This window comes from Hydrobacter penzbergensis (assembly GCF_900106985.1).
Lineage (GTDB): Bacteria > Bacteroidota > Bacteroidia > Chitinophagales > Chitinophagaceae > Sediminibacterium > Sediminibacterium magnilacihabitans.
In genome coordinates this window covers 101,264-125,353 of sequence record NZ_FNNO01000011.1, presented here as the reverse complement: position 1 = coordinate 125,353, position 24,090 = coordinate 101,264, and the positions used below count along the sequence as shown (strand labels likewise).

Below are 24,090 nucleotides of genomic sequence, written 5' to 3'. Positions count from 1 at the left end.
ACGTGTTTTGGTTGGTTTGGTCACTTACCTAGACAACGACACAACATTTTTTGCTTCATTGATTATCAAATATTTTTCAATAGCACAACGCGTTATAAAATAGCATTTTACCATGCGGAAATTGAAATTACAAGTACAGATGTCTGTTGATGGTTATGTAGCTGGTCCTAATGGCGAGCTGGACTGGATGACCTGGAACCTGGATAGCAAGCTCATCAATTTCATCACCGAACTCACTGACAGTTCAGATACCATTTTGCTGGGCCGTAAAATGACGGAAGGCTTCGTTAATTATTGGGAAGCCGTACAACCCAACAGTCCCGAATATTCTTTTGCATTGAAAATGGTCAACACACCCAAAGTCATCTTTACCAAAACCCTTGATAAACCCATCGGCAAAAACACTTCACTGGCCAAAGGCAACCTCTCAGACGAAATTATGAAGCTGAAAAAGCAGGAGGGGAAAGACATCGTAGTATATGGTGGTGCAGGGTTTGTTTCTGCTTTGATACAAGGCAGGCACATTGATGAGTTCAATTTTTTCATCAACCCTGTGATGATCAACAAAGGGATGCGCATATTTGACCTGGCCAATATGCGGCAGGAGCTTTCATTGGTGAGCACTACACCTTATGAATGTGGCATTACCGTGCTTCGGTATCAATTGAAGTAAGATATTGGGTGTTACTCTACAAAATGCCAGCAAACACCTGCCATGTCAATGATGTTTACTTCTTTGCCATAAGGCTGCTGCATTACTTCACTTATGCGAATACCAAATTGTTCGGGCAATCTTTTTTCAATGATGTTGTTGCGAAACTCCTGCGCATTGCTGATGCCTACTGTTATCATAAAATTTTCAGCAAATGTTGTATTATCAAATCGCTGCAGGATAAACTTGCATGTGTTGTTCTCAAAACTGGCATAATCGGTGTTGCTCCAGGTGATGCTAAACCCCAATGCTGAAAAGAATGCTTTTGCTTTCTCAAAGTCTTTGCCAGAGGGAACAAATGGTTGAAGTGATAAGAATTGCATGTTGATGACATTTAAACTTTTAATGATCCGCGGAATCCCCTGGCAGCGTAGTAGGAGATAGCGCCATTGTGATACAGGAAGACATGATCATAGCGACGGTCACAAAAAAGAGCGCCGCCAAGTTTCCTGATGGCAGGGGGTGTTTGCACCCAGCTCGATGTTTTCAGATCGAATTTTCCCAATTGTTGCAGCTCACGGTATTGTGCTTCGGTTAAAAGTTCAACGCCCATGGCAGCGGCTACATCCATCGCATTGTTCTCTGGTTTATTTTCTTTCCTTTCTTCCAACGCTTCACGGTCGTAGCAAAAACTTCTGCGGTCTTTGGGGCTTTCTGCAGCGCAATCATAAAAGATATATTCGCCCGTTTTTTTATCATATCCAACAACATCCGGTTCACCGCCGGTTCTTTCCATTTCATTGAGCGACCAGAGTTTATCAGGATGTGCATTCAACTTTGTTTGTACATTATCCCATTCAATCCCTTTATGGCGGTTCTTGTTTTTTTCGAATCGGGCTTTTATTATTTTGAGCAGTTCTTCACTTTGTGCGGCTGATAATTTCTTTTTATTGTTACTCATATTCTTATTGGTTGATGGAAGTGATTTTTCTATTATAATACCAATTCATTTTTACAACAACAATATAAGGCGATTTTCCGTTCATGAAAATCAACCAGTTACAGGGCTAGCTCTGATTCTTATAATATATATTATGTTAAGTAAATAATAGCACGATTTTCGCGTTAATAGGGATATGCAAGCAACAAAGTCCTTTATCAGATTAGCCATCCCCCTGCTGCTGGTTCTCACAGGCTGCTCCAGGAGAATTACAGAAACAGGTATGGCTTCTTATTATGGTGTGAACGATGGATTTAACGGAAAGAAAACAGCCAACGGTGAAATATTCAACACGCATCAACTGACGGCTGCTCATAAAACGCTTCCTTTTGGCACCATGGTAAAAGTTACCAACCTGTCTAACGGTGAAAGCGTTAAAGTGCGCATCAACGACCGTGGTCCGTATATTAAGGGACGGATCATTGACCTGAGCGCGAAAGCCGCCGAAAAGCTCGACATGACTTCCAAAGGCGTTGCCCAGGTAAAACTCAGTTATAAAAAGAAGAAAAAATAAAGCCCTCTCCGCAGAGAAGGCTTTATTTCAATCAATTATGAACGGTGATTAGAATTTACCGTGCAATGCATCAAACTCTTTGTACTTGGCATCATAAGTATCATAAGCTTTCGCGTCTTTTCCTCTTACTTTATCACGCTTGTAACCGTACAAATTGGCCAAGAAGTCTACCGATTTGTTGATCACACTCTTTTCTACAGCAGTTTTGTCTTGCTTGCCTTTCAGAATGTTATACGATTTAGTTAACCATTCTATTGAAGCGTCGATGTTATCGAACAATGGTTTTTCCAGATCGGCATTCGCTTTTTTCAGCGGGTCCATCTGCTGTTTCAAAGCAGCTTCGGCAGCAGCTTTTTTCTTGGGATCTTTTTCAACAGGCTTATTGCTGTTCAACTGGCGCATTGTCCTGATGTTGGCACTGTACTGGTCGTCGTACTCACCAAAGATGGTATAATAAATAATTCCTACGTTGAAGGCTGCCAGTGACTGGCTGGGGTTCTTGGCGAATGCTTTCTTGAACGCATCTGCTGCTTTCAATGTATAAACGGCCATTTGTGCGCTGTCGAGATGTCCCTTCTCTTTGTTCTTCACATTCACGAAAAGATCGCCGAACTGCAGGTATTGCTTTTCAGTCATGGTACCTGCAGCATCGTCTTTATCGTACATGGCTGTTTTCTTTGCCAGGTCGTAGTTCTTGTCAATGAAGTCCATTTCAAATTCATCCCAAGGCATTTCTTTAGGATATACTTCTTTGGCCAATGCCAGGTATTTATCGAACTCTGCTTTGTTATTGGTATTGGTATAGTACACTACCAAGAAACGATACACTTCTATATACCCTTCTCCTTTTACTTTATTATCGGCCAGCTTGCCATAATACTTGGCGGCTCCATCGAGCTTATTGGCATTCTGCAAAGAGTAACCGGCATATAACAGCGAAGTAGTGTCGAAAGCAATGCTGCTGTTGGTCCATTTGTTTTTGATGATCTCATCAATATAAGTGATGGCTGTTTCGAAATAATTAGCGGCATCATTCCATTTTTTTTCATTGAAAAGTTTCACTCCTTTCTGAAATGAAGCACTGTATACGTCAAAGAAAAAGTCAGCGCCCTTGCTTTTTGTTACTGCAAATGAAGGATCTGCTGCTATATATTTCTGCATAGCATCTTTCACATCCTGGTCGATACTGGGGAACTTTTCGCTCAGCTTGGCATCTTTGTAAAGAGCTGCATAAATTTTGGCTTTCCAATACAGCACTTCCGGTTTGGATGCATTTTTGGGGTCGGCCAGCACTTTATCGATTTCCGTTTTGGCGTCTTCAACCCTGTTCAGTACCATATTGTTCTCTACTTTCTTGAGGTCCTGCGCAGTGGCAAGCTGAACAGAGGCCGCCAACAGGGAAACAAACAATAGTTTTTTCATGGTGTTGCTTTGTTGTATTTTTTATTTCTCTTAATTACAAAGGCTGTGCCTGATTTTCGGCATTTTCATCGTCAGCATTACCGGCCAACTCATTACCAGGTGTTTCTACTTCTTCCTCCTGGTCTTCTATTTGAGATATCGCTGCAATTTCATCGCCTTCATCTATACGGATCAGTTTAACACCTTGTGTGGCACGCCCCGCTTCCCTGATATCTACGATACCGGTACGGATGGTAATGCCCGATTTACAAGTAATGATCAGGTCTTCTTTTTCTGTTACGTAGAGTATACCCACCAGGCTGCCCGTTTTATCGGTAACATTGATGGTCTTCACTCCTTTTCCTCCCCTGTTGGTGATGCGGTATTCATCTACCTGTGTACGCTTACCGAAACCTTTCTCACTTACCACCAATATAGTGCGGGTAGCATCTTCTTTATTGATGCAGATCATACCAATCACTTCGTCTTTTTCATCATCCACTTCTATACCTGCCACACCAATAGCGCCACGACCGGTTGCCCTTACTTTCTCTTCAGGGAAACGGATGGCCCTTCCGCTCTTCACGGCCAGCATGATCTCCGAATGTCCATTGGTCATTTTTGCTTCCAGCAGTTCATCGCCCTCCACAATGGTAATGGCATTGACGCCGGTAGCGCGTGGGCGGCTGAAATCTTCGAGTGAAGTTTTCTTGATCACGCCTTTCTTGGTACACAGTACAATATAATGGCTCTCAACAAATGCTTTGTCATCCAGGTTCTTCACGTCGATGATGGCTTTTACCTTATCGTCGTTCGGGATCTGTATCAGGTTCTGTATGGCCCTGCCCTTGCTCTGCTTATCTCCTTCCGGTATTTCATACACACGCAGCCAATAACAACGTCCTTTTTCTGTGAAGAACATCATGGTATCGTGGGTAGATGCCACAAATAAATGTTCCACAAAATCTTCCTCGCGGGTTTTGGAACCTACCGCTCCCCTGCCGCCGCGGCGCTGCTGGCGGTATTCGCTGGCTGAAGTACGTTTGATATAACCTAAGTGCGAGATAGTAATGACCACATCTTCTTCTTCAATGAGGTCTTCTATCCGCATTTCATCGGCGAGGTATTGTATTTCTGTTTTCCTTTCGTCGGCGAATTTATCTTTAACTTCCTGCAATTCTTTTTTGATGAGATCGTAACGCAGTCCTTCATTGGCCAACAGTTCTTTCAGGTTAGTGATCTGTATCATCAACTGATCGAACTCTTCACGGATCTTATCACGCTCCATGCCGGTGAGCCTTTGCAGCCTCAGTTCCAGTATGGCTTTGGCCTGCACTTCATCCAATCCCCATCCTGCATTGACCAGGTTTTCTTTGGCCGCTTCAGGCGTAGATGAACTGCGTATCAGTTGGATCACTTCATCGAGGTGATCGAGTGCAATGAGGTATCCTTGTAAAATATGTGCCCGCTCTTCGGCCTTGCGCAATTCATAACGAGTGCGGCGTATCACTACGTCCATCCTGAATTCGATGAACTCGGCAATGAGGTCTTTCAGGTTCATCACCCGCGGCCTTCCTTTGCTGATGGCCACATTATTGATACCGAAACTGGTTTGCAGTTCGGTGAATTTATACAATTGGTTGATGATGACCTGTGCCACGGCATCGCGCTTGAGGTCAAGCACAATACGGGTTCCTTCGCGCATGTTGCTTTCGTTGTTCACATGCGCTATGCCTTCGATGGTTTTATCGTTCACGAGCTGCCCGATCCGGTCGGTGAGTTTGTCCCTGTTGACGAGATAAGGCACCTGTGTAATCACGATCTGTTCGCGCCCGCTGACCTTGGTATCTACATGGCATTTGCCCCGCAATACCACTCGTCCTCTTCCGGTTATGAGGCCCTCGCGCACGCCTTCCATGCCATAGATCACACCGCCTGTAGGAAAGTCGGGGGCTTTTACATAGTTCAACAATTCCTCAACAGGTATCGCTTTGTTGTCGATATAAGCAATGCAACCATCCACCACTTCACCCAGGTTATGGGGCATCATATTGGTGGCCATACCCACGGCAATACCCGATGAACCGTTTACCAGCAATTGCGGTATACGGGTAGGTAATACGCTGGGTTCTGAGAGGGAGTCGTCGAAGTTGAGTTGAAAATCTACGGTCTCTTTTTCGATATCATCGAGCATGGCTTCGGCCACACGCTGCAGCCTCGCTTCGGTATAACGCATGGCAGCGGGCATGTCCCCGTCCTGGTTACCGAAGTTACCCTGACCGTCTACCAGGGTATAACGCATGGTCCAGTCCTGCGCCATACGCACCAAAGTATCGTAAATAGAAGCATCTCCGTGCGGATGGTATTTACCCATCACTTCCCCCACGATACGGGCAGATTTTTTATAGGGCTTGTTGCTGTGGTTACCCAGCTCATTCATGGCGTAGAGCACGCGGCGATGAACGGGTTTGAAGCCATCCCGCACATCGGGAAGGGCCCTTCCTACAATGACCGACATCGAATAATCGATGTAAGCGGTCTTCATTTGCTCCTCTATATTGACCTGTATGATACGATCGTTGTCGTTCGTCTGTTCGGGTAAATGGTTCTCTTCCATGAATTCGTTCTCGTACTTGATTTTTGCAATTTCAAGAACGGCGAAGATACCTTTTTTGCCCCTTTCAGCCCACTTTTTTTACGCTCGATCCGCCGCTTTTTGAACTGGTTACAGCAGCGCCCCCTTTATAGTGTACATCGCTGCCGCCGCTGGCTTCGGCTTTGATTTCTTTGTTCACCGTAACATATACGTCGCTGCCCCCGCTGGAGCTCACAGTACAGTAATCGCTGGTGAGGTCATACGCATGTACATCGCTGCCGCCGGAGGCTTTCAGGTTCAGTTTTCCCGCCTTACCGGAAACCGATACATCGCTGCCGCCACTGGCTGAAAAAGCCAGTTCGTTCATGGTTACCCTTCCCTTGAAATCGGCGCCGCCTGAAAGTGATACATGCAGTGCGGAGCCATTCAAAGTACCATCAACCTGTACATCCGATCCGCCGGAGGCCGACAGTGCGTCTATTGTTTTGGCCGATACATAGGCTTTCATTTTTCGGCCACCTCTCCAGTTGATACCCAGGCTTTTCTTTTCGAAATATATTTTCAGTACCCCGTTTTCTACTTCGGTCACGATCCTGTCGCGGTCTTCCTTATTCTCAGCAGTAACTGCCACGGCTTCCGCATTGCCCTGGCTCAGGTAAAGGTCTATACCGCCTGATATTTCAATGGCATGAAAACTACTTACCTGCCGGCTAACGGCATTGGCATCCTTTACTGTTTTTTGGCTATAAGCAACCGACAGGGTCAATCCCCATAAAGCAATGAGAAGAAAACGTTTTTTCATAACGGTGTTTTTTGCCCATACGATCCAATGCCTGTTTTGTTACAGCCATTTGTAAATATATTTGGTGATATGAATCCAGCCAGGCATATCCTGTTATTAGGCGCCGGGAAATCGGCCACCGTGCTCATCGATTACCTGAAAGAACAGGTCTTTGATCGGAATTGGCAGCTGACTGTAGCCGATCATGACCTTGCATTGGCTTCGGGCAAAGTAGGTACGCACCCGAATGCCCGGGTTGTTCAGCTTGACATCTTAGATCTTACACGGCGCCATGAACTGATCAGCGAGGCCGATGCAGTGATTTCTATGCTGCCCCCTGCTCTGCACTTATTGGTGGCAAAGGATTGTCTTGCATTGGGCAAACACCTGCTCACTGCGTCTTATATCGATCCGGAGTTGAAAACATTTGAAGAGGATATCCGCAATAAAGACCTGTTGTTTTTATGCGAAATGGGACTCGATCCCGGTATCGATCACATGAGCGCCATGCAACTGATCCATGAGATCAGCAATGCCGGTGGTGCTATCAGAAGTTTCAAATCACATTGCGGCGGACTGGTAGCGCCTGAGAGTGACAACAATCCCTGGCATTATAAGATCAGTTGGAACCCACGCAACGTAGTATTGTCGGGCAAAGCCGGGGCGATATGGCGTGAAGGAGGTGTAACCAAAGAACGGATTTACCAAAACATGTTCAGCAACTGCGAAGAAGTTGACATAGATGGTCTGGGTAAATTAGCATGGTATCCGAACCGCGATTCGCTGGGTTATATTGATACGTATGGATTAAACAGCGTGGATACATTTCTGCGTACCACTCTACGTTACCCCGATTTTTGTAATGGATGGAATTGGATCGTGCAATTGAAACTGACAGATGAAACCATTGTCTACCCAACCGATCGCATAACGAATAAAACATTCCTGCAACAACACTTGCAGCATCACCAGCTTCATTTTTCCATAGCAACATTGAACAACCCGGTGGTGCAGGAGCAATTCCGTTTCCTGGGCTTCGACTCCGATGAAACACTGGATCGCGGCGATTGTACTGCTGCCGATATCATGCAATATTTAGTGGAAAAAAAGCTGGCATTGCAACCACAGGATAAAGACATGATCGTGATGTTGCATGAAATTGATTATGAACTGAAAGGCAAGAGCAATTCTATTAAAAGTTCCCTGATAGTAAAAGGTGAGAACAGCTTACATACCGCCATGGCTAAAACAGTAGGATTACCTCTAGGCATGGCAACCATTTTATTGCTGGAAGGTAAGATACCGGAGAGAGGATTGCATATTCCCATCGCTCCTGCTATTTACCAGCCGGTGCTGACTGAACTGGCCAAGCAGGGAATCAGTTTCAGCGCTTCTTTTTGATTTTTGTCTTTTTAATTTTGATTTTTTCATCGCCCCCATCGATCATCCACTCATAATCCAACTGTCGCTTTTCCAAATTAGCAGCGATTACTTTGATCAACACTTTATCGCCCATCCGGAATTGGCGGCCGCTTCTTCTGCCTACCAGACTGTAATCACTTTCTACCAGCCGGAAATCATCGTAGTCTGAGAGACTCACCAGGCTTACGAGCCCTTCGCATTTATGTTCGATCGTTTCTACCCAGAAACCAAAACTGGCTACACCGCTTACTACTCCTTCGAATGTTTCGCCCAGGTAATTGCGCATGTATTCCACCTGTTTGTATTTGTTGCCGGCGCGCTCGCATTCCATGGCCGCTCTTTCCCGCTCACTGCTGTGCTTGCATTTCTCTTCCATTTTTTTATCGATGATGGGTTTCTGTTGCAGCACAGATTCCAGCACGCGGTGCACCAATACATCTGGGTAACGGCGTATGGGTGAAGTGAAATGACAGTAGTGCTCGAATGCCAGTCCATAGTGTCCAATGTTTTCGGTGGTGTACACCGCTTTGGCCATGGTACGGATACCCAACTGCTCCAGCACATGTTGTTCGGGCTTGCCCTGTACATCGTGCAGCATTTCATTGAAACTTTTGGCAATGGCTTCTGGCGAACTGATATTGAACTTATGTCCGTATTTTCTTGCGAAATCCATGAAGGGTCGCAGCTTCTCTTCATCGGGCTGGTCGTGTACGCGATAAGGGAAAGGAATAGGCTTTTTGTTTACTTCCAGTTTGGAAACATTTTCTGCCACCGTTCTGTTGGCCAGGAGCATGAACTCTTCTATCAACTGGTGCGCTTCCTTGCTTTCTTTCACCACAATACCAATTGGCTTGCCTTTTTCATCGAGCTTGAACCGCACTTCCTGCGAAGAAAAATTGATGGCGCCTTTGCTGAACCTTTTTTTGCGGAGGCGCTGGGCCATATCATTCAGCAATACTATCTCTTCCAGGTACAATCCTTTTTTATTTTCAATGATCTCCTGCACATCTTCGTAAGTAAAGCGATGATCGGAATGGATCACTGTTTTACCCAGCCAGTATTGTTTGATTTCTCCTTTGGTAGTCATCTGAAAAATGGCGGAGAAAGTGAATTTATCCTCATGTGGACGCAACGAACACAATTCATTGGAGATGCGCTCCGGCAACATCGGATTCACACGATCGGGCAGGTAAACAGAAGTAGCGCGTTTGTATGCTTCTGCATCGAGTTCGGAATCGGGGTGTACATAATGACTCACATCGGCAATATGAACACCTATTTCATAATTCCCGTTTTTGAGTTGGCGTATCGACAGGGCATCGTCGAAATCCTTGGCATCCACCGGGTCGATGGTAAATGTGAGTATATCGCGGCAATCTTTTCTTTTGGCAATTTCTGCCTGTGCCAGTTGATCGGGTAATCGTTCCGATTCTTCCAACACATCTTCCGGAAAAAACAAGGGGAAGCCCGCCTGCGCCAGTAATTCTTTCATAGCGGCATCGTTCTCATCTTCCGGATGCATGATGCTTACCACTTCACCCACCGGCTTCTTGTCTTCCTTATCCCATTTCACCAATCGCACCACTACCCTGTCTTTGTTCTGGGCTCCGTTGATTGCTGTGAGGGGTATGAACAGGTCCGGCATGGGCTTGTCGGTATCAGGAATAAAAAAAGCATAATTGGTAGAGAGTTGCAGGTGCCCGATGAACTCTGTTTGTTTGCGCTCCACCACTTCCAGTATCCGTCCTTCTTTTTTGCCGGTGCGGGTATTTTCTTTTACAACTTTTACCCTTACTACATCTCCATTCAGGGCTGTATTGAAATCACCGGGTCGCACCAATACATCCCCGCTGCCATTTTCTACTATCACATAACCCATACCCGATCTTGTTACTTCCAGTCGCCCTTTGATCTGTTGAACCGATACGGTTTTCGTTCTTTGCTTCTGTTTTGATTTCTTCTTCATATTCATACTATCTGCTGGTGACTAAAGTTCCTGATAAAATCAGTAACCGCCGCATTAAATTGTTCACCTTCTTCAAACAGGAAACGGGGTTGAATGGGTAATACATACATGGGCAAGCCGGCCAGGTCTTCCGTGAACTTCGACAAGCGCACGGCGTCTTTTTCTGTTGTGAGGATCAGTTTATCCCTTGCGTGGATGTCCCTGAATTTTCTTTTGATATCGTTGAGGTCATCGATGGAAAAAATATGGTGGTCTGAATAGTCCTGCTGGTAATAGGTATGCGTATACTCCAGCAGGTGATCTTTCAGTGGTTTGGGATTGGCAATACCGCACACCAGCAACACCTCATCCTGTTGTGTAAGTGGCCATTCATCATTCCTGTCGCAGATATGATAAGGAGTACCATACGCAATGGTGGTAAAGAACACACGCTGGTTTTCTGCAGGATGCAGGCTGCGTATGATCTTCTGCTTTTTCTCCAAGCTCAGGTCGGCCGGGCATTTGGTTACCACGATCACCTGCGCTCTTTTGGCCGAAGACCGTTCATCGCGCAGGTCGCCCGTGGGAAGGAAAAAGTCATGTGTATACAGGTTACTGTAATCCGTTAATAAAATATTGAATCCTGCTTTTACAGAACGGTGCTGGAAAGCGTCGTCGAGAATGATGGCTTCTAACCAGGGTGCATCCTGTAATAATTGCGGTATGGCCACCAGCCGCTCTTCGCCAACCGCAACAGGTATATCCGGGAACTTGATGTGGAACTGCATGGGTTCATCGCCTATTTCCAGGGCGGTGGTATTGGCATTGGCCAGTGCATAGCCCCTGGTCTTTCTTTTATAGCCCCTGCTCAGCGTACCTACTTTGAACTGGGGTTTTAATAATCGTACGAGGTATTCTACCATGGGCGATTTACCAGTTCCTCCTACCGCCAGGTTACCCACACATACCAGTGGAAAATTGAAGTCGGCAGATTTGAGGAAATTTTTATCGAAGAGGCGGTTGCGTATGTACACGATGCAACCATATACAAGCGCTACCGGCAAAAGCAAAACACGGAATGATTTGAGAAAGATCGTGTTAAAATTCATAGATGTGTTGCGGTGTGATACAGAAAGACAAAGGTACATCAAATTGATCTCTGTCTGAGATGTACGCTACCGGTTCAAAATAAGACAATCCCATTTTAACAACATCGCTCCTGCATTGTGCCAGGTACCGGTCGTAAAAGCCTTTGCCATATCCTACGCGATATCCTTCTGCATCGCAGATAAGCATGGGTACCAGCACCATGTCTATTTCAGACGGGTCTATGATCGTTCCCTTTTGTGGTTCTGTAATACCCCATTCATTGGTACGATACACCGTATCTTCATCAATGAGCATCGCCTGCATCTGGTGCGTATGCATATCGCTTACCGGATACGTGATCCGGAGCCCTGGTAACAAGTGCCGCAGGTAACTGTTGAACAGGTGCGTATTGGGTTCTCCTTTTTCGGCCATGGGCCAGTAAGTAAGTAAACTGTGAATGCCCCCATAATCGAAATCCTGGAATTGCAGCAACATCAGGTCATCCAGCCGGAGCCTTTTTTTCGGATCCTCGGCTATACGTTTGGCTTTGTATATTTTCCTGAGTTCCTGTTTGGTCATGTTGTTCGGTTGATGGCTTTCATCAATGCGGGCTTCATTTGCAAAGCTAATGTTTGAATGGCTGAACTGCTAATTTCCTCCAGGCGGTGTATGGCGCCTAAAGAAGGATAACCTGTCCAGTCAACGATCTCCTGCTCGTACTGCATATAATCGTCGTTGAATATCCATCCCAATACGGGAATGCCGTAAGTTCTGCAACAGTTCGCCGTCATCAGGGAATGGTTGATACTTCCCAGGTAGTTTCTGCTTACCAGTATTACTTTTGCGCGCAGCGCCAGGATCATATCTGCCACCGTTTCATGTTCATTCAATGGCACCAATAAACCGCCAGCTCCTTCTATTACCAAAGGTTTATCCTGAATACCATTTTCTATGTTGATGGCGGCTGATTGAATGGTTGCCAGGTCAATCGTCAGCCCTTCGTTGCGTGCTGCAATATGCGGGGACGCTGGTGTAGACAGTTTGTACACTTCGGGGTGTATCGTTGTTTGCGGATTACTGACCAGGCTGCCAACGGTGAGCGTGTCTGTCCCGGTTGCATAACCCGCCTGAACAGGTTTCCAATAATCAGCGTCCAGCGCTTCTGTTACTACAGCCGCTGCGATGGTCTTTCCTACATCGGTACCGATGCCTGTAATGAAAATCGGGTTCATAACTATGAGCAAACAAAAAAAGAAAACAAGGTGGTTCCATAATTTCGCACGAAACTGAATCCTTCGAAACGCTCGTAGGCATTACGGGGTGTATGTTCCAGCACAAAAAAACCGCCTGCATTGATCATCTTTTTGGCAACGATGATCTTCGGCAGCTCATCAATGGTGCCGAGTGCATAGGGCGGTCCGGCGAAAATAAAATCAAAGCCATCAGTCACTGAATCCAGGTAGGAAAATACATCCATCTTTAATACCCGACAATTGGCTACCCCCAGCGTGTCTACGTTCTTACGGATGAAAGCATGCATCGCATTGTCTTTCTCTATGATGGTAAGATCGGCTGCGCCGCGCGAAGCCAGTTCATAACTGATGCTGCCTGTTCCGCCAAACAGGTCGAGGGTTTTGGCTCCTTCGAAATTCATGCGGTTCTGCAATATGTTGAAGAGGCCTTCCTTGGCAATATCGGTAGTGGGACGGGTATGCGGCATATTGGCAGGCGGATTGATCCTCCTCCCCCCCCATTTACCTGATATGATCCTCATAATCGGCCAGTTTAAAGAACGGGGTGAAGTAATGAGACGGGTAACCTGCTTCTGCTATTTTTTGTAAGATGTCGCCAGCCACTATTTCGTCGAGTTGCACGGTTTGAAAAAGTTGTGCAAGTCGTTGGTGCAGTTCTCCATCGCGATCGAAAAAGCCGCTCACTTCCACGGGTATTGATGAAGGAGACAATGCAAATTGCTGTGCTGTATTCAGCATGTGATACAATACATCCTCTGCCGTCTGGTATTCGAATGATTGCACCAGTTGCAATTGCTGATCGTTGATCAACACCAGTACCAGGTGGTGACTGTAGAATTGCAGTTTCATGAACTTGCCGTCCTGCCGGTGTCTCAACAAAATATCTTCCAGTAACGGAGCATATACATGATGCACTTCATGTGAAGGAAAATAGCGTCCTGCCAGTTCATGGATGCTTCGCTGTATGCGGTACGCATTCAGGAGCTGATCTTTTGTACCTATTTTGTCGTATTTGAGTTCATGCCATTCCGATTCTCCATACAATAAAGAAAGATGATCCTCGGCCGCTACGATATTCTTTTGTTCTCCGGGCATGAGCATGGCCTCCTCGAAATTATAAAACAGGCGGATGCTGCTGCAAAACTGCTGTAATATGGTTGAGTATTGCCTGATCTCATAAAACACATCATTCCATTCCTGCGGTGTTTCATCGAGCTGGAACAATTCAAAAGCTTCCACTTCGTCCGTCTCTGTGTTTTTAATCATGCAGGCAAATTGGTGCCGGCCAATTTCTACCACCAACTGTTTGTCAGTTGCCGCACTGTCTTCACAATAAAAACCAACGATCTTTCTGGCCATCTGTACGTGTAATTGCTATGCAATGATATAAAAAAGTTAAGAGTTAGCTTTGCCTTTATATGAATTTACAGGTTAAGATCACTAACCGCCAGATACTGAGCATTGCCCTGCCGATATCTGCTTCTATAGTGGTACCGCAGATCAATTTTATTACCAACAATATTTTCCTGGGCGGACTGGGACAAAAATCCCTGGCCCTTGCCGGAATCACGGGTGTGTATTATCTCATTTTTGCTGTTGTGGGCCATGGACTGAATAATGGCTTACAGGCGCTCATTTCCAGGCGCGCCGGCGAAAACCGCATAGATGCCATTGGTAACCTGTTCTGGCAAGGTGTACGCATTTCCCTGGTATTTGCGGCCATTGGCATCCTGCTTACCTGGCTGGTGGCTCCGAGGGTGTTGCACTGGTCGCTGCATGATGAAGAAGGGGTAAAAATGGCGGTACAGTTCCTGAATATACGCATCATTGGCCTCCCCTTTCTTTATGTATACCAAATGCGTAATGCCCTGTTGGTGGGAACCAATCAAAGCAAGTACCTGATCCTTGGAACGGCTACGGAAGCTGTAGTGAATATTTTTTTGGATTATTGTTTGATCTACGGAAAGATGGGATTACCCGCTCTTGGATTCAATGGGGCGGCTTATGCTTCGGTTGTTGCAGAGATAGCCGGACTGGTCGTTATCTTCATCGTTATCCATGCAAAAGGGATCAGCCGGCAATTACAACTTTTTCGCAGTTGGGGGTTTGATGCGGCTAATACAAAACTGATCCTGAAACAATCTTCGCCGCTGATATTGCAGCATACCATCAGTATTACCAGTTGGGAATTCTTTTATATTCTGATAGAGCATCATGGCGACCAGGCCCTGGCCGTATCGAATACTATGCGGAACATTTTTGGATTCTTTGGATGTTTCACCTGGGCTTTTGCTGCCACTACCAATACTATGGTTAGTAATATCATTGGCCAGGATATACACCACCGGGTAATAGAATTGATCCATAAATTGATTAAATGGAGCGTGGGATTCGCGCTGATTGTTTGTGTATTCTTAAACCTGTTCCCGCATGCCTGTTTGTCTATTTACGGACAGGGCGAAGATTTTATCCAGGCGGCTATTCCTGTTTTGCGGATTGTATCATTTGCGTTGGTGCTGATGTCTGTTTCTGTGATCTGGCTGAATGCGGTTACCGGCACCGGCAATTCGAAAATGAACCTGGCAACAGAAACTGCTGCAATCATTTTGTACTGCACCTATAACTACATAGTGCTCGAGAAACTCAATCTTCCCATCACCTGGGGATGGGCCAGTGAAGTGATTTACTGGTCCACGCTGTTGATCCCTTCATTCTGGTATATGCATAGCGGTCGTTGGAAAACAAGGAAAATTTGATAAAAAGACAAAATTCCACTAAATTTGGGAAAAATGTCCACTATGGATACGAGTGTTGTTCTTACCCCAAAAAAACGCAGCTCCCGGAAATTACTCGATCAACTGGAGCAGGCAGTGAAAAAAAGGAGTTCGGCTAATCTTATCGCATGGGATATCCTGGGAGGCAGCTCATTATCTGCCCCCTTGTCAATGAACGACTTTGTAAAAGCAACAGATAAAGGCATTCCCAAACGCGCTGTCATGAACCTGGCTGAAGTGATGGATGTACCCATGAAAGAAATGGCGCCTCTTTTAAATGTCTCCTATAAAACACTGAGCAGAAAAAGAACCACAGATGTGTTAGATGCCTTAACCTCTTCCCTCTCCATAGAACTCGCCAGCACAGTGGCAAGAGGTTTATCGCTCTTTGAAAGCCGTGAGAAATTCAACCACTGGTTACAAAAAAAGAACAGGTCATTAGATGGTTTTACGCCATTCCAGTACCTGAATACCCCTACCGGCATCAGAACGGTTAACCGTATCCTGGGTAGGTTGGAAGAAGGCATTTACACTTAATCCGGTGGTCGTTTATGTTTGTTTACCGTATTGTAAAAAGCAAAAAAAGAACAACCGATCTTTCAGGCACCGGCGCCTTTTATGAAGGCGGCCGGTGGAACAATGAAGGTGTATTTGCTTTATATACCAGCGAGCACGAAGCGCTTGCCCTGCTGGAAGTACTGGTTCATGTGCAGGAAACGGAACTGCCACCGGATATGTATGTTACCAGGATTGAAATAGATGACAAGGCTCCCATACTCGCTTATCCCGACAAAAGACTCCCCAAAAGCTGGCGCCTGCCTGGCAATATTGCACTGAAGACACTGGGCGACCGGATACTTGAATCGAATGAATATATTGGCATCAAAGTACGTTCGGCTGTAATGCCCACTGCTTACAATTATATATTGAATCCCAGGTATCCGCGTTATTACGACCTGGTGAAAGTAAAAGATGTGTACCGGTTGGAGATAGACAAACGGCTGTAAAGAGCGGCTGAAAAATGCAGCAATGTTCATATTGTGTTAACTTTACGCCTGCGTTTCAAATCATTGCCATGACCAAACCAGCCACGCTTAAAGAAATTGCCCGCAGACTCAATGTTTCCGTATCAACGGTCTCACGAGCCTTGCATGACCACCCGAGTATCGGCCTGCGTACCCGTACACAGGTGCATCAACTGGCGCAGGAACTCAATTACGAGCCCAACAAAACCGCTATTTTCTTTAAGCAGGGCAAGACATTCACCATCGGTGTCATCCTGCCTAATTTGTCGGAAGAGTTTTTCTCCATGGCTATCACCGGCATCGAACAAACTGCTCTGAAACACAGTTATAATGTGCTAATGGGTCAGTCGCACGACCTGCCCGAGCTGGAGAAGCGGATCACCGCTACCATGAAAGACCACCGGGTAGACGGATTGATCATTTCCCTGGCGAAGGACAGCAAAGACTTTGAACATTTCAACCAGTTGGATAAATACAATATTCCTGTTGTATTCTTCGATCGCATTCCTCCACAGAAAACTGCGCACTATGTGAGTTGCAACCTGCGTCCGGGTATTTCACAGGCCGTGCAATTCTTAATCAAAAAAGGACACAAACGCATTGCACTCATCAACGGGCCTTCCTCCTTGCTGGCTACCAAAGAACGCATGGAAGGATATACCGCAGCGCTGCATGCCAAGAAGATCAAGATAGATATGGGACTGGTGGTATCCACCGATCTTTCTACCGGCGGAACGGAAGATGCCATGAAACAGTTGCTGGCATTGAAGAATCCGCCAACGGCTATTATCACTTTCAACGATTACGTGGCCCTGGATGCCATCCGTTATGCCCGCAGGCATAATAAAAAGATCAACCAGGATCTTTCTTTTGTCAGTTGCGCCAACCTGCCTATCACCCATTATCTCGATACACCACCGCTGGCATCTGTAGAACAGTTTCCACGCGAACAAGGTGAAAAAGCCATGGAAATCATGCTGCAACTGCTTACCCGCGGAGAAGAGCTCAAACAAAAGGGGCAATTCTTTCAAACAGAACTTGAAAGTCGCCTGGAATTGATAGAGCCCTGAAAATAACGCAAACGTTTGAATGAGTTTTCTTGCACCAATCCCTTTTATTTTTGAAGCGGCAGTTTTATCAAGCTGACCCACAACTATGCTTGCAACCATTTTAGCACAATATGGCCTTGCCGATACCCATTGCAGGGTGCTCCCTTTCGGAACCGGTTTGATCAACCGTACCTGGAAGGTGGTGGATGACACACAAGAATACATCTTACAAAAGATCAACGGCCAGGTATTCAGCAACCCTGTGCACATCAGTGAGAATATCGGCGCGCTGGCCGATTATTTTGATGCCTACCACCCGGGCTATCTCTTCGTAAAACCGGTTAAGACCTTGACAACCGGAGCCGGTTACGTACTGTATGAAAACGATTGTTACCGGTTGCTTCCCTTTGTCCCCGCTTCGCAAACCTATGATACTGTTTCAACGCCTCAGCTGGCATTTGAAGCTGCACAACAATTCGGAAGGTTCACCAGGTTGTTGAGAGATTTCGATACATCATCCCTGCACATGACCATCCGTGATTTTCACAACCTCACTTTACGTTACAAACAACTGGAGCAAGCCATTGAACAGGGCAACCCTCAAAGGATCAGGCAGAGCCGGGAACTCATCGATTTCCTCCAGTCACAGCACGGGATCGTGAAAGCTTATGAAACATATACTTCACAAAAATTGTTCAAACTGCGTGTAACGCACCACGATACCAAGATCAGCAATGTATTGTTTAATACAGAAGGCAAAGGGCTTTGCGTGATTGACCTGGACACCGTGATGCCCGGTTATTTCATCAGCGATGTGGGCGATATGATGCGCACCTACCTTTCGCCCGCCAGTGAAGAAGAGGCTGATCTGGAAAAGATCATCATTCGTGATGAATTCTTTTATGCCATCGCCAGCGGCTACCTGGGTGAAATGCAGGATGAAATGACGACAACAGAAATCGATCATTTCGTATTTGCAGGTAAATACATGATCTATATGCAGGCCATCCGCTTCCTCATAGATCACCTGAACAACGATGTTTATTACGGCGCCCGCTACGAAGGTCATAATTTCAATCGCGCCGTCAACCAGGTAACTTTGTTGCAGCAACTATTATTGAAAGAAAAATTGTTCAGTGATTTTGTAATATCGAAATCCTACCTGCAAACGCAGGGATAATTCCGTACCTTTCCGCAAAATCTGCACATGCCTGCTTACGACACCCTCGTGGAAGCATTGAATGATGCTAAAAAAAGAGGATACACTACCGATTTCAACCTGGAATTCGATGCGTTGAAATGCAAAAACACAGGCGCCAGCCTCAACCCTTCTCAATTTGAAATTGTTGAGTTTTACCGGTTTGAAGGTTTTACCAATCCGGATGATTCCAGTATTCTTTATCTCATCGAATCGAAAGACGCTACAATGAAAGGTGTGCTGGTAAGCGCTTATGGCGTTTATGCAGATCCCATCAGCGACAGCATGATCCAAAAATTAAAAGTGCATCACTAATACATCCCTTTATCATGTTACATAGAAGACGTTTTTTGCAATTGGGTTCACTCGGGCTCTCTGCTTTTTCATTTTCATCCTTCCGTAGTATGCCCACCGCTTCGCGTAAGCCCATCGTGATCTCTACCTGGGATGCAGGTATCGAAGCCAATAAAGCCGCCTGGAAAGTATTGCGCAATGGAGGCCGTGCGCTTGATGCCGTAGAACAAGGCGTAATGGTAACGGAATCATCTTTGAATTGCTGCGTAGGGTTGGGTGCCAACCCCGACCGCGACGGTCATGTGACCCTCGATGCGTGTATCATGGATGAACACGCCAACTGCGGCAGTGTTGCTTTTCTCGAGCGTATCAAACATCCCATCTCCGTAGCAAGGCGTGTAATGGAAAAAACACCGCATGTAATGCTGGTAGGCGAAGGCGCACAACAATTTGCTGTTGCCGAAGGTTTTCCGTTGGAACTTGATAAGCTTTCCGATGATGCTAAAAAATCTTATGAAAACTGGTTGAAGAAAAGCGAATACAAGCCCGTCATCAACATTGAGAATTCAAAAAAATCCACTGCAGCCGTAGTACCCACTCGTTTGGAGAATGGCGACTGGAACCACGATACCATTGGCATGGTAGCCATGGACGCACAAGGCAACCTCAGCGGCAGTTGTACCACCAGCGGCATGGCTTTTAAAATGCGAGGCCGCCTGGGCGACTCTCCCATCATTGGTGCAGGATTGTATGTTGATAACGAAGTAGGCGCCGCCACGGCCACCGGCCAGGGTGAAGACGTGATACGTATTTGCGGCACCCACCTCGTAGTTGAATTGATGCGCCAGGGATTGTCTCCCGAAAACGCCTGCAAGAAAGCAGTAGAACGCATCATCAGGATCAAAGGAGCCAAAGCCAAAGAGATACAGGTTGGATTCATTGCCATCAACAAGCGCGGTGAATACGGCGGCTATTGTATCCAGAAAGGATTCAATTTCGCCGTATGTTATGCAGATGACAAGAATTTCCTGGTAGACGGCAAGTATATTTTATAATACTGTGTGGCTTAATCCATCGTCAGTACCGGCATCCTTGAATGATAAGACATTAATTTCCTGGTAAGCCTGTTCCAGAATCCCGGCATGCAGAAATCCTTGATCGGATTGATCATGATCAGGTCGGCATTGATCCTGCCGGCAAAATTAAGCGTGCTGGTAGCCAGGTTTTTTCCTTCCAGTATGATCGATTGCACTGGTATGGTAGTGATGCTCTGGATCACATTCAGTGTTTCGTTCAGTACCGGCAGGTTGTATTCGCCTGTGCTCTTTTTCCGGAGCGATACCAGGTAGATGGTAGATTTAAAATGTCTTCCCAGCAAAGCGGCCAGCTTGATACGACTCAAAGGAATATGGTCATTCAACGGTAATATGATTTTCTTGAAGTGGTGTACCAATCCACTCGCCCTTACCGCCAATACCGGCACATTCGCCTTGCGGGATAAGCGGCTGATGGAAACAGAAGACAACACCCGTTCAAAAAAATTGAATCGCGACAACCCTACGATCACCAGATCCATCTGGAAATGCGTGATGTAATCCGATAATTGCTGATACGGATTTCCATGAAGCATACTGATCTCCATACTACCTTCTCCGCATAGATGGTCCTTGTAATGCTCCTTCATCGTCAACAGACGCTCACCGGCCAGCTTTGGTTCGTCGCCATTCAGCACATGCACCAAATGAACATTGCAGTGCAATGAATTGGAAAGTTCAATGGCCTTGGCAATAGCCCACTCGTTCTTACTGGTAAAATCTACCGGCACGAGTATGTTATACAGACTGTTTGTCATAAGGTAGTTTTTAAGGGTGATGAAATAGTTGTTTGTTATTTTACGAACTCGAATAATGACCTGAAACTCTTTTCCCGGATGACTTTCGCCGCTACTTTTTCCAGCAGCTTTTCCTTCGCACAGAAAGCCACTCCCATTCCGGCGTGCCCGATCATGCATAGATCATCCACACTATCTCCCACCGCGATGCAATTACGGAACTGCACATTAAATTTCTCACACACATACTGCAACGCATTGGTTTTACAAAATGCATGTCCGCATATACTGTCCGGAGAAGCGAAATAACTCGATGGCATATTCACCTCTCCTGTTGCTTTTCCCTCGAAGAATTCCAACTGGTTGGCAACGGCGAAATCCGCATCCACATTCTTTATTATATAATTGGTAACAAGGGTGTAGCCGTGACTAATGAGCCCAACCAGGTACCCCTTCTCTTTCAACCCCCGGACAGTTTCCTTGAAATCTTCAACCATTTTTATGCCATGAATTGTATTCAATAAAGCGTCCATGCTTATTCCTTTCAACAGCAAGCCTATACGTTTTGTGAGGATTAAAGGATCTTTTTCATGCTGCCGGAGGTCCTCAAGTTTCGCTGTGAAACCATATTCCCGCGCACAAACATCAATGAAACGGTCGGTCAGCACCGTATCATCCACATCGAATACAGCCAGGCGTTTGTGCTCAGCAAGATTTTCCTGTAATGCCTCATGCATTGCATTGTTGATCTCTTCAATCGTAGCCACATCCTGGCTTGTAGCCGTTGCGGAACTGTCTTCTTCCCTGGCTTTGCTGATGATGGCCTTGGCCACTTCCTTACTCATCTTGCCAAGTCCTTCCCATGACTTACTCTTGTTCTCGATGTAACCGATGTTTACTTCCTGTATCCTCGCTTTCATCAGGTACATATCGAGTAATATGCCAATATCCACTCCATAATCATTGAAGAACTCCAGTTTTTTAAAGAACTGTTTTTTTCCTGCGATCATACCGCTCAGTGGCTGGGCAAAAGACGACAGGGCCGGAAAAAAAATAGCCAGCAAGGGCTTTGCTACCAACTCGGTAACCCTGCCTGCATTGCGACTAAAACCACCCTTTACAAAATCGGCTTCATCTGCAATCAGCGGAGCGGTCAATGCATCAATGGTATCAATGGGATAAGGATCAATGTCGCCATCCAGGAACACAATGATCTCATGTTTCGCGGCATCAACACCTTCTTTCATGGAGATGCCTTTCCCCCTGGCCGCACTTTTCAACACAATAGCGCCAGCTTCTTTTGCAATTTCAGCAGTATCATCTTCTGAAGTATCGTCTATCACAATCACTTCATCTACATGCCGCTCTTGTTTACAAAATTGAATTACCTGCCGGATTGTATTTGCCTCATTCAAAGCAGGAATGACTACTGTAACCATAATTTCCATTTTTATGCGTGAATGCCTTTTCAGGTCTAACATTTCGCGGGTAGCGCTTCAAAACATATACCACAATCAGAATATACGAGCATTATTTTTTTATTTTTTTTATCAAATTGCTTCCTCCGGCGGCATGATAGTTGGGCTATATATCCCTTTGTCATCCAAAAATTTACCACGCCATGAAAAACAAAAAACTGAGCCTGTTGGCCATCGCTGTGATCACAGCCGGATTATTTGCTTTTAAGCCATTCTTTGGCGGAACCGTTAAAGGAACGGTCGCCCCACCCGAAGCGGGTGTAAGAGCCTGGGTTTTATCTGCTACAGATACGCTCAAGGCTAATGTAAGTCAAGGTGCATTCGAAATTGCCGATGTAAAGCCCGGGCTTTACAAACTCATTATCGAAGCCAAACCTCCCTTCAAAAATACGTCAAAAGACGGAATTCAAGTAACCGATGGAGGTACTGTTGATGTTGGTGAAATAAAATTGAGCCAGTAGCAGTGAGATGTTAGTTGCCAGTTGTTAGTTGTTAGAAGAACTTGTTTATCTTGGCAATCTCTAACAACTAACAACTGACATCTAACAACTCCTTCATGCTTGAAATCGCTGTCTTTAATATTCAATCTGCTTTACTGGCCGCTGCAGCCGGCGCACACCGCCTTGAATTATGCGAGAACCCATACGATGGAGGTACTACACCCTCTTATGGCACTTTGAAAACAGTAAGAGAAAAAATTTCCATTCCTGTTTTTCCGATCATTCGTCCGCGTGGCGGTGATTTTTTATACAACGATGCGGAATACGAAGTGATCTGCAAAGATGTACAACTCTGTAAAGAGTTGGGCTTTGACGGAGTGGTCATTGGTTTGTTGCATGCAGATGGAAGCATCGATAAAGAGCGGACAAAAAAACTGGTTGACCTGGCTTACCCGATGGAAGTTACTTTTCACCGGGCATTCGATCGTGCTGCTCATCCTTTGCAGGCTTTGGAAGACATCATTGCATGCGGATGCAATCGCATCTTAACGAGCGGACAGGTACCCAATGCCTGGGATGGCCGCGAGTTGATCAAACAGTTGGTAGAAAAAGCAGATGACCGCATCATCATCATGCCCGGCAGTGGTGTGCGCAGCAGCAACATCAAAGCCCTGGCCGATTTTACCGGTGCAATGGAATTACATTCATCCGCAAGGATGTTGACTCCTTCCGGCATGCAATTTCAAACTAAAAGCATGCAGGAAAATTTGCAGAACACGATCGTAGATACTACAGAGATCAAAAAAATGCTGGCTGCTTTGTGAACATCAGGGAAGAAATACTGAAAGAGCATTCCAAAGAACATGCTTTACGCATTGCGCAATACGCCTGCGCTTCCAAACAAAATTTCAAACAACTGATGTTGTGCTTCACGGAAGACCATTACCGTCTTTCACAACGCGCTGCATGGAGCGTTAGCTGGGCAGCCCGTATGAAGCCTGAAATGATCAAACCTTATATTGGCCTGCTCGTACAGCAATTGCAGAACAAGCAGGCGCATCCCGCCGTTACCAGGAATGCCGTACGCATTTTGCAGGAGATTGAATTACCCGAAGCTTTTCATGGCGAGATCATGAATAGCTGTTTCACATTCATTGAAACACCTGCCACTCCGGTAGCCATCAAAGCATTTTCCCTCACTACCCTTTTTAGGCTTTCCAAAATATACCCGGAGATCAGGCAAGAGTTGAAAACTATTATTGAAGAAAGATGGGAAACAGAAACAGCCGCTTTTCGCGTGCGGGGAAAAAAGATTTTAACGGCATTGCAACGGCCGTAACAAATTCAG

26 protein-coding genes are annotated in these 24,090 nt (G+C 45.8%); 13 read left to right on the top strand and 13 right to left on the bottom strand.

Annotated elements, in window-relative coordinates; genetic code table 11:
- Positions 1-112: 112 nt before the first annotated feature.
- The gene (locus BLU98_RS12560) at positions 113-673 is read left to right on the top strand and encodes a dihydrofolate reductase family protein (protein ID WP_026773151.1); all 561 of its coding nucleotides are present in this window, start codon (positions 113-115) and stop codon (positions 671-673) included.
- A gap of 11 nt (positions 674-684) precedes the next feature.
- Here the strand turns inward: BLU98_RS12560 and BLU98_RS12555 are convergent, their stop codons facing one another.
- Both BLU98_RS12555 and BLU98_RS12550 read right to left on the bottom strand, forming a co-directional pair.
- Positions 685-1,035, bottom strand: coding sequence for a VOC family protein (locus tag BLU98_RS12555; protein WP_092724576.1), 351 nt, complete (start codon positions 1,033-1,035; stop codon positions 685-687).
- A gap of 11 nt (positions 1,036-1,046) precedes the next feature.
- Positions 1,047-1,613 (bottom strand): DUF4256 domain-containing protein, encoded by a 567-nt coding sequence (locus BLU98_RS12550; RefSeq protein WP_092724574.1) that lies wholly within the window; start codon positions 1,611-1,613, stop codon positions 1,047-1,049.
- A 175-nt stretch (positions 1,614-1,788) separates the two neighbouring features.
- On the opposite strand from BLU98_RS12550, the gene BLU98_RS12545 reads away from it, so the two are divergent.
- Positions 1,789-2,166, top strand: a complete 378-nt coding sequence (locus tag BLU98_RS12545) for a septal ring lytic transglycosylase RlpA family protein (protein ID WP_026773148.1) — start codon at positions 1,789-1,791, stop codon at positions 2,164-2,166.
- 48 nt (positions 2,167-2,214) lie between these two features.
- Here the strand turns inward: BLU98_RS12545 and BLU98_RS12540 are convergent, their stop codons facing one another.
- The 3 genes from BLU98_RS12540 to BLU98_RS12530 all read right to left on the bottom strand — a co-directional run bounded on the left by BLU98_RS12540 (position 2,215) and on the right by BLU98_RS12530 (position 6,965).
- Entirely contained in the window at positions 2,215-3,588 is a 1,374-nt protein-coding gene (locus BLU98_RS12540; protein WP_092724572.1) for a hypothetical protein, read from the bottom strand.
- Positions 3,589-3,622: 34 nt separating this feature from the next.
- Entirely contained in the window at positions 3,623-6,184 is a 2,562-nt protein-coding gene (gene gyrA / locus BLU98_RS12535; protein WP_092724570.1) for a DNA gyrase subunit A, read from the bottom strand.
- A 64-nt stretch (positions 6,185-6,248) separates the two neighbouring features.
- On the bottom strand, positions 6,249-6,965 hold the full coding sequence (locus BLU98_RS12530; RefSeq protein ID WP_092724568.1) for a head GIN domain-containing protein: 717 nt from the start codon (positions 6,963-6,965) through the stop codon (positions 6,249-6,251).
- A 69-nt stretch (positions 6,966-7,034) separates the two neighbouring features.
- Here BLU98_RS12530 and BLU98_RS12525 point away from each other — a divergent pair, with 69 nt between their 5' ends.
- Positions 7,035-8,345, top strand: a complete 1,311-nt coding sequence (locus tag BLU98_RS12525) for a saccharopine dehydrogenase family protein (RefSeq protein ID WP_092724566.1) — start codon at positions 7,035-7,037, stop codon at positions 8,343-8,345.
- Here BLU98_RS12525 and rnr read toward each other — a convergent pair.
- From rnr to BLU98_RS12495, 6 genes are read right to left on the bottom strand one after another with little or no spacing between them, the layout of a single operon-like run.
- Positions 8,329-10,332 carry a ribonuclease R gene (gene rnr, locus BLU98_RS12520; protein WP_092724564.1) on the bottom strand — a complete coding sequence of 668 codons (2,004 nt, stop codon included), beginning with the start codon at positions 10,330-10,332 and terminating at the stop codon, positions 8,329-8,331. The genes BLU98_RS12525 and rnr overlap by 17 nt on opposite strands.
- A gap of 2 nt (positions 10,333-10,334) precedes the next feature.
- The gene (gene lpxK, locus BLU98_RS12515; protein ID WP_092724562.1) at positions 10,335-11,420 is read right to left on the bottom strand and encodes a tetraacyldisaccharide 4'-kinase; all 1,086 of its coding nucleotides are present in this window, start codon (positions 11,418-11,420) and stop codon (positions 10,335-10,337) included.
- Positions 11,410-11,979 (bottom strand): 5-formyltetrahydrofolate cyclo-ligase, encoded by a 570-nt coding sequence (locus tag BLU98_RS12510; protein ID WP_092724560.1) that lies wholly within the window; start codon positions 11,977-11,979, stop codon positions 11,410-11,412. The genes lpxK and BLU98_RS12510 overlap by 11 nt, the downstream gene beginning before the upstream one ends.
- Positions 11,976-12,632 (bottom strand): dethiobiotin synthase, encoded by a 657-nt coding sequence (bioD, locus tag BLU98_RS12505; RefSeq protein ID WP_092724558.1) that lies wholly within the window; start codon positions 12,630-12,632, stop codon positions 11,976-11,978. The genes BLU98_RS12510 and bioD overlap by 4 nt, the downstream gene beginning before the upstream one ends.
- Positions 12,633-12,634: 2 nt before the next feature.
- A complete protein-coding gene (locus BLU98_RS12500; protein WP_026773141.1) occupies positions 12,635-13,174 on the bottom strand; it encodes an RsmD family RNA methyltransferase in 540 nt (179 codons plus the stop codon).
- Positions 13,155-14,012, bottom strand: a complete 858-nt coding sequence (locus tag BLU98_RS12495; RefSeq protein WP_092724556.1) for a DUF3822 family protein — start codon at positions 14,010-14,012, stop codon at positions 13,155-13,157. Before BLU98_RS12495 ends, BLU98_RS12500 begins: the two co-directional genes overlap by 20 nt.
- 59 nt (positions 14,013-14,071) lie before the next feature.
- Here BLU98_RS12495 and BLU98_RS12490 point away from each other — a divergent pair, with 59 nt between their 5' ends.
- The 7 genes from BLU98_RS12490 to BLU98_RS12460 all read left to right on the top strand — a co-directional run bounded on the left by BLU98_RS12490 (position 14,072) and on the right by BLU98_RS12460 (position 20,048).
- The gene (locus BLU98_RS12490; RefSeq protein WP_092724554.1) at positions 14,072-15,409 is read left to right on the top strand and encodes an MATE family efflux transporter; all 1,338 of its coding nucleotides are present in this window, start codon (positions 14,072-14,074) and stop codon (positions 15,407-15,409) included.
- Positions 15,410-15,451: 42 nt separating this feature from the next.
- A complete protein-coding gene (locus BLU98_RS12485; RefSeq protein ID WP_257574962.1) occupies positions 15,452-15,964 on the top strand; it encodes an Xre family toxin-antitoxin system antitoxin in 513 nt (170 codons plus the stop codon).
- Positions 15,965-15,978: 14 nt separating this feature from the next.
- Entirely contained in the window at positions 15,979-16,434 is a 456-nt protein-coding gene (locus tag BLU98_RS12480) for an RES family NAD+ phosphorylase (protein ID WP_092724549.1), read from the top strand.
- Positions 16,435-16,502: 68 nt separating this feature from the next.
- Positions 16,503-17,522, top strand: coding sequence for a LacI family DNA-binding transcriptional regulator (locus BLU98_RS12475; protein WP_092724547.1), 1,020 nt, complete (start codon positions 16,503-16,505; stop codon positions 17,520-17,522).
- An 85-nt stretch (positions 17,523-17,607) separates the two neighbouring features.
- A complete protein-coding gene (locus BLU98_RS12470; protein ID WP_092724545.1) occupies positions 17,608-18,681 on the top strand; it encodes a phosphotransferase enzyme family protein in 1,074 nt (357 codons plus the stop codon).
- 27 nt (positions 18,682-18,708) lie between these two features.
- Complete coding sequence (locus BLU98_RS12465; RefSeq protein ID WP_092724543.1) at positions 18,709-19,014, top strand: phosphoribosylpyrophosphate synthetase; 306 nt, start codon at positions 18,709-18,711, stop codon at positions 19,012-19,014.
- A gap of 14 nt (positions 19,015-19,028) precedes the next feature.
- A complete protein-coding gene (locus tag BLU98_RS12460) occupies positions 19,029-20,048 on the top strand; it encodes an isoaspartyl peptidase/L-asparaginase family protein (protein WP_092724541.1) in 1,020 nt (339 codons plus the stop codon).
- A gap of 11 nt (positions 20,049-20,059) precedes the next feature.
- Here BLU98_RS12460 and BLU98_RS12455 read toward each other — a convergent pair whose 3' ends face one another.
- Complete coding sequence (locus BLU98_RS12455) at positions 20,060-20,845, bottom strand: universal stress protein (protein ID WP_257574961.1); 786 nt, start codon at positions 20,843-20,845, stop codon at positions 20,060-20,062.
- 35 nt (positions 20,846-20,880) lie between these two features.
- Entirely contained in the window at positions 20,881-22,263 is a 1,383-nt protein-coding gene (locus tag BLU98_RS12450) for a glycosyltransferase (RefSeq protein ID WP_092724539.1), read from the bottom strand.
- A 182-nt stretch (positions 22,264-22,445) separates the two neighbouring features.
- Between BLU98_RS12450 and BLU98_RS12445 the strand changes: the two genes are divergently transcribed.
- The 3 genes from BLU98_RS12445 (at position 22,446) to BLU98_RS12435 (ending at position 24,081) form a co-directional block, all read left to right on the top strand.
- Positions 22,446-22,763 carry a peptidase associated/transthyretin-like domain-containing protein gene (locus BLU98_RS12445; RefSeq protein WP_092724537.1) on the top strand — a complete coding sequence of 106 codons (318 nt, stop codon included), beginning with the start codon at positions 22,446-22,448 and terminating at the stop codon, positions 22,761-22,763.
- A gap of 95 nt (positions 22,764-22,858) precedes the next feature.
- A complete protein-coding gene (locus BLU98_RS12440) occupies positions 22,859-23,566 on the top strand; it encodes a copper homeostasis protein CutC (protein ID WP_092724535.1) in 708 nt (235 codons plus the stop codon).
- A complete protein-coding gene (locus BLU98_RS12435; RefSeq protein ID WP_092724533.1) occupies positions 23,563-24,081 on the top strand; it encodes a HEAT-like fold family protein in 519 nt (172 codons plus the stop codon). The genes BLU98_RS12440 and BLU98_RS12435 overlap by 4 nt, the downstream gene beginning before the upstream one ends.
- Positions 24,082-24,090: the final 9 nt, after the last annotated feature.

What these genes read in the sequence shown, in the direction of transcription:
- BLU98_RS12560 (WP_026773151.1), top strand. Translation starts at nt 113, where the DNA reads ATGCGGAAATTGAAATTACAAGTACAGATGTCTGTTGATGGTTATGTA.
- BLU98_RS12555 (WP_092724576.1), bottom strand. Translation starts at nt 1,035, where the DNA reads ATGCAATTCTTATCACTTCAACCATTTGTTCCCTCTGGCAAAGACTTT.
- BLU98_RS12550 (WP_092724574.1), bottom strand. Translation starts at nt 1,613, where the DNA reads ATGAGTAACAATAAAAAGAAATTATCAGCCGCACAAAGTGAAGAACTG.
- BLU98_RS12545 (WP_026773148.1), top strand. Translation starts at nt 1,789, where the DNA reads ATGCAAGCAACAAAGTCCTTTATCAGATTAGCCATCCCCCTGCTGCTG.
- BLU98_RS12540 (WP_092724572.1), bottom strand. Translation starts at nt 3,588, where the DNA reads ATGAAAAAACTATTGTTTGTTTCCCTGTTGGCGGCCTCTGTTCAGCTT.
- gyrA (WP_092724570.1), bottom strand. Translation starts at nt 6,184, where the DNA reads ATGGAAGAGAACCATTTACCCGAACAGACGAACGACAACGATCGTATC.
- BLU98_RS12530 (WP_092724568.1), bottom strand. Translation starts at nt 6,965, where the DNA reads ATGAAAAAACGTTTTCTTCTCATTGCTTTATGGGGATTGACCCTGTCG.
- BLU98_RS12525 (WP_092724566.1), top strand. Translation starts at nt 7,035, where the DNA reads ATGAATCCAGCCAGGCATATCCTGTTATTAGGCGCCGGGAAATCGGCC.
- rnr (WP_092724564.1), bottom strand. Translation starts at nt 10,332, where the DNA reads ATGAAGAAGAAATCAAAACAGAAGCAAAGAACGAAAACCGTATCGGTT.
- lpxK (WP_092724562.1), bottom strand. Translation starts at nt 11,420, where the DNA reads ATGAATTTTAACACGATCTTTCTCAAATCATTCCGTGTTTTGCTTTTG.
- BLU98_RS12510 (WP_092724560.1), bottom strand. Translation starts at nt 11,979, where the DNA reads ATGACCAAACAGGAACTCAGGAAAATATACAAAGCCAAACGTATAGCC.
- bioD (WP_092724558.1), bottom strand. Translation starts at nt 12,632, where the DNA reads ATGAACCCGATTTTCATTACAGGCATCGGTACCGATGTAGGAAAGACC.
- BLU98_RS12500 (WP_026773141.1), bottom strand. Translation starts at nt 13,174, where the DNA reads ATGAGGATCATATCAGGTAAATGGGGGGGGAGGAGGATCAATCCGCCT.
- BLU98_RS12495 (WP_092724556.1), bottom strand. Translation starts at nt 14,012, where the DNA reads ATGGCCAGAAAGATCGTTGGTTTTTATTGTGAAGACAGTGCGGCAACT.
- BLU98_RS12490 (WP_092724554.1), top strand. Translation starts at nt 14,072, where the DNA reads ATGAATTTACAGGTTAAGATCACTAACCGCCAGATACTGAGCATTGCC.
- BLU98_RS12485 (WP_257574962.1), top strand. Translation starts at nt 15,452, where the DNA reads ATGGATACGAGTGTTGTTCTTACCCCAAAAAAACGCAGCTCCCGGAAA.
- BLU98_RS12480 (WP_092724549.1), top strand. Translation starts at nt 15,979, where the DNA reads ATGTTTGTTTACCGTATTGTAAAAAGCAAAAAAAGAACAACCGATCTT.
- BLU98_RS12475 (WP_092724547.1), top strand. Translation starts at nt 16,503, where the DNA reads ATGACCAAACCAGCCACGCTTAAAGAAATTGCCCGCAGACTCAATGTT.
- BLU98_RS12470 (WP_092724545.1), top strand. Translation starts at nt 17,608, where the DNA reads ATGCTTGCAACCATTTTAGCACAATATGGCCTTGCCGATACCCATTGC.
- BLU98_RS12465 (WP_092724543.1), top strand. Translation starts at nt 18,709, where the DNA reads ATGCCTGCTTACGACACCCTCGTGGAAGCATTGAATGATGCTAAAAAA.
- BLU98_RS12460 (WP_092724541.1), top strand. Translation starts at nt 19,029, where the DNA reads ATGTTACATAGAAGACGTTTTTTGCAATTGGGTTCACTCGGGCTCTCT.
- BLU98_RS12455 (WP_257574961.1), bottom strand. Translation starts at nt 20,845, where the DNA reads ATGACAAACAGTCTGTATAACATACTCGTGCCGGTAGATTTTACCAGT.
- BLU98_RS12450 (WP_092724539.1), bottom strand. Translation starts at nt 22,263, where the DNA reads ATGGTTACAGTAGTCATTCCTGCTTTGAATGAGGCAAATACAATCCGG.
- BLU98_RS12445 (WP_092724537.1), top strand. Translation starts at nt 22,446, where the DNA reads ATGAAAAACAAAAAACTGAGCCTGTTGGCCATCGCTGTGATCACAGCC.
- BLU98_RS12440 (WP_092724535.1), top strand. Translation starts at nt 22,859, where the DNA reads ATGCTTGAAATCGCTGTCTTTAATATTCAATCTGCTTTACTGGCCGCT.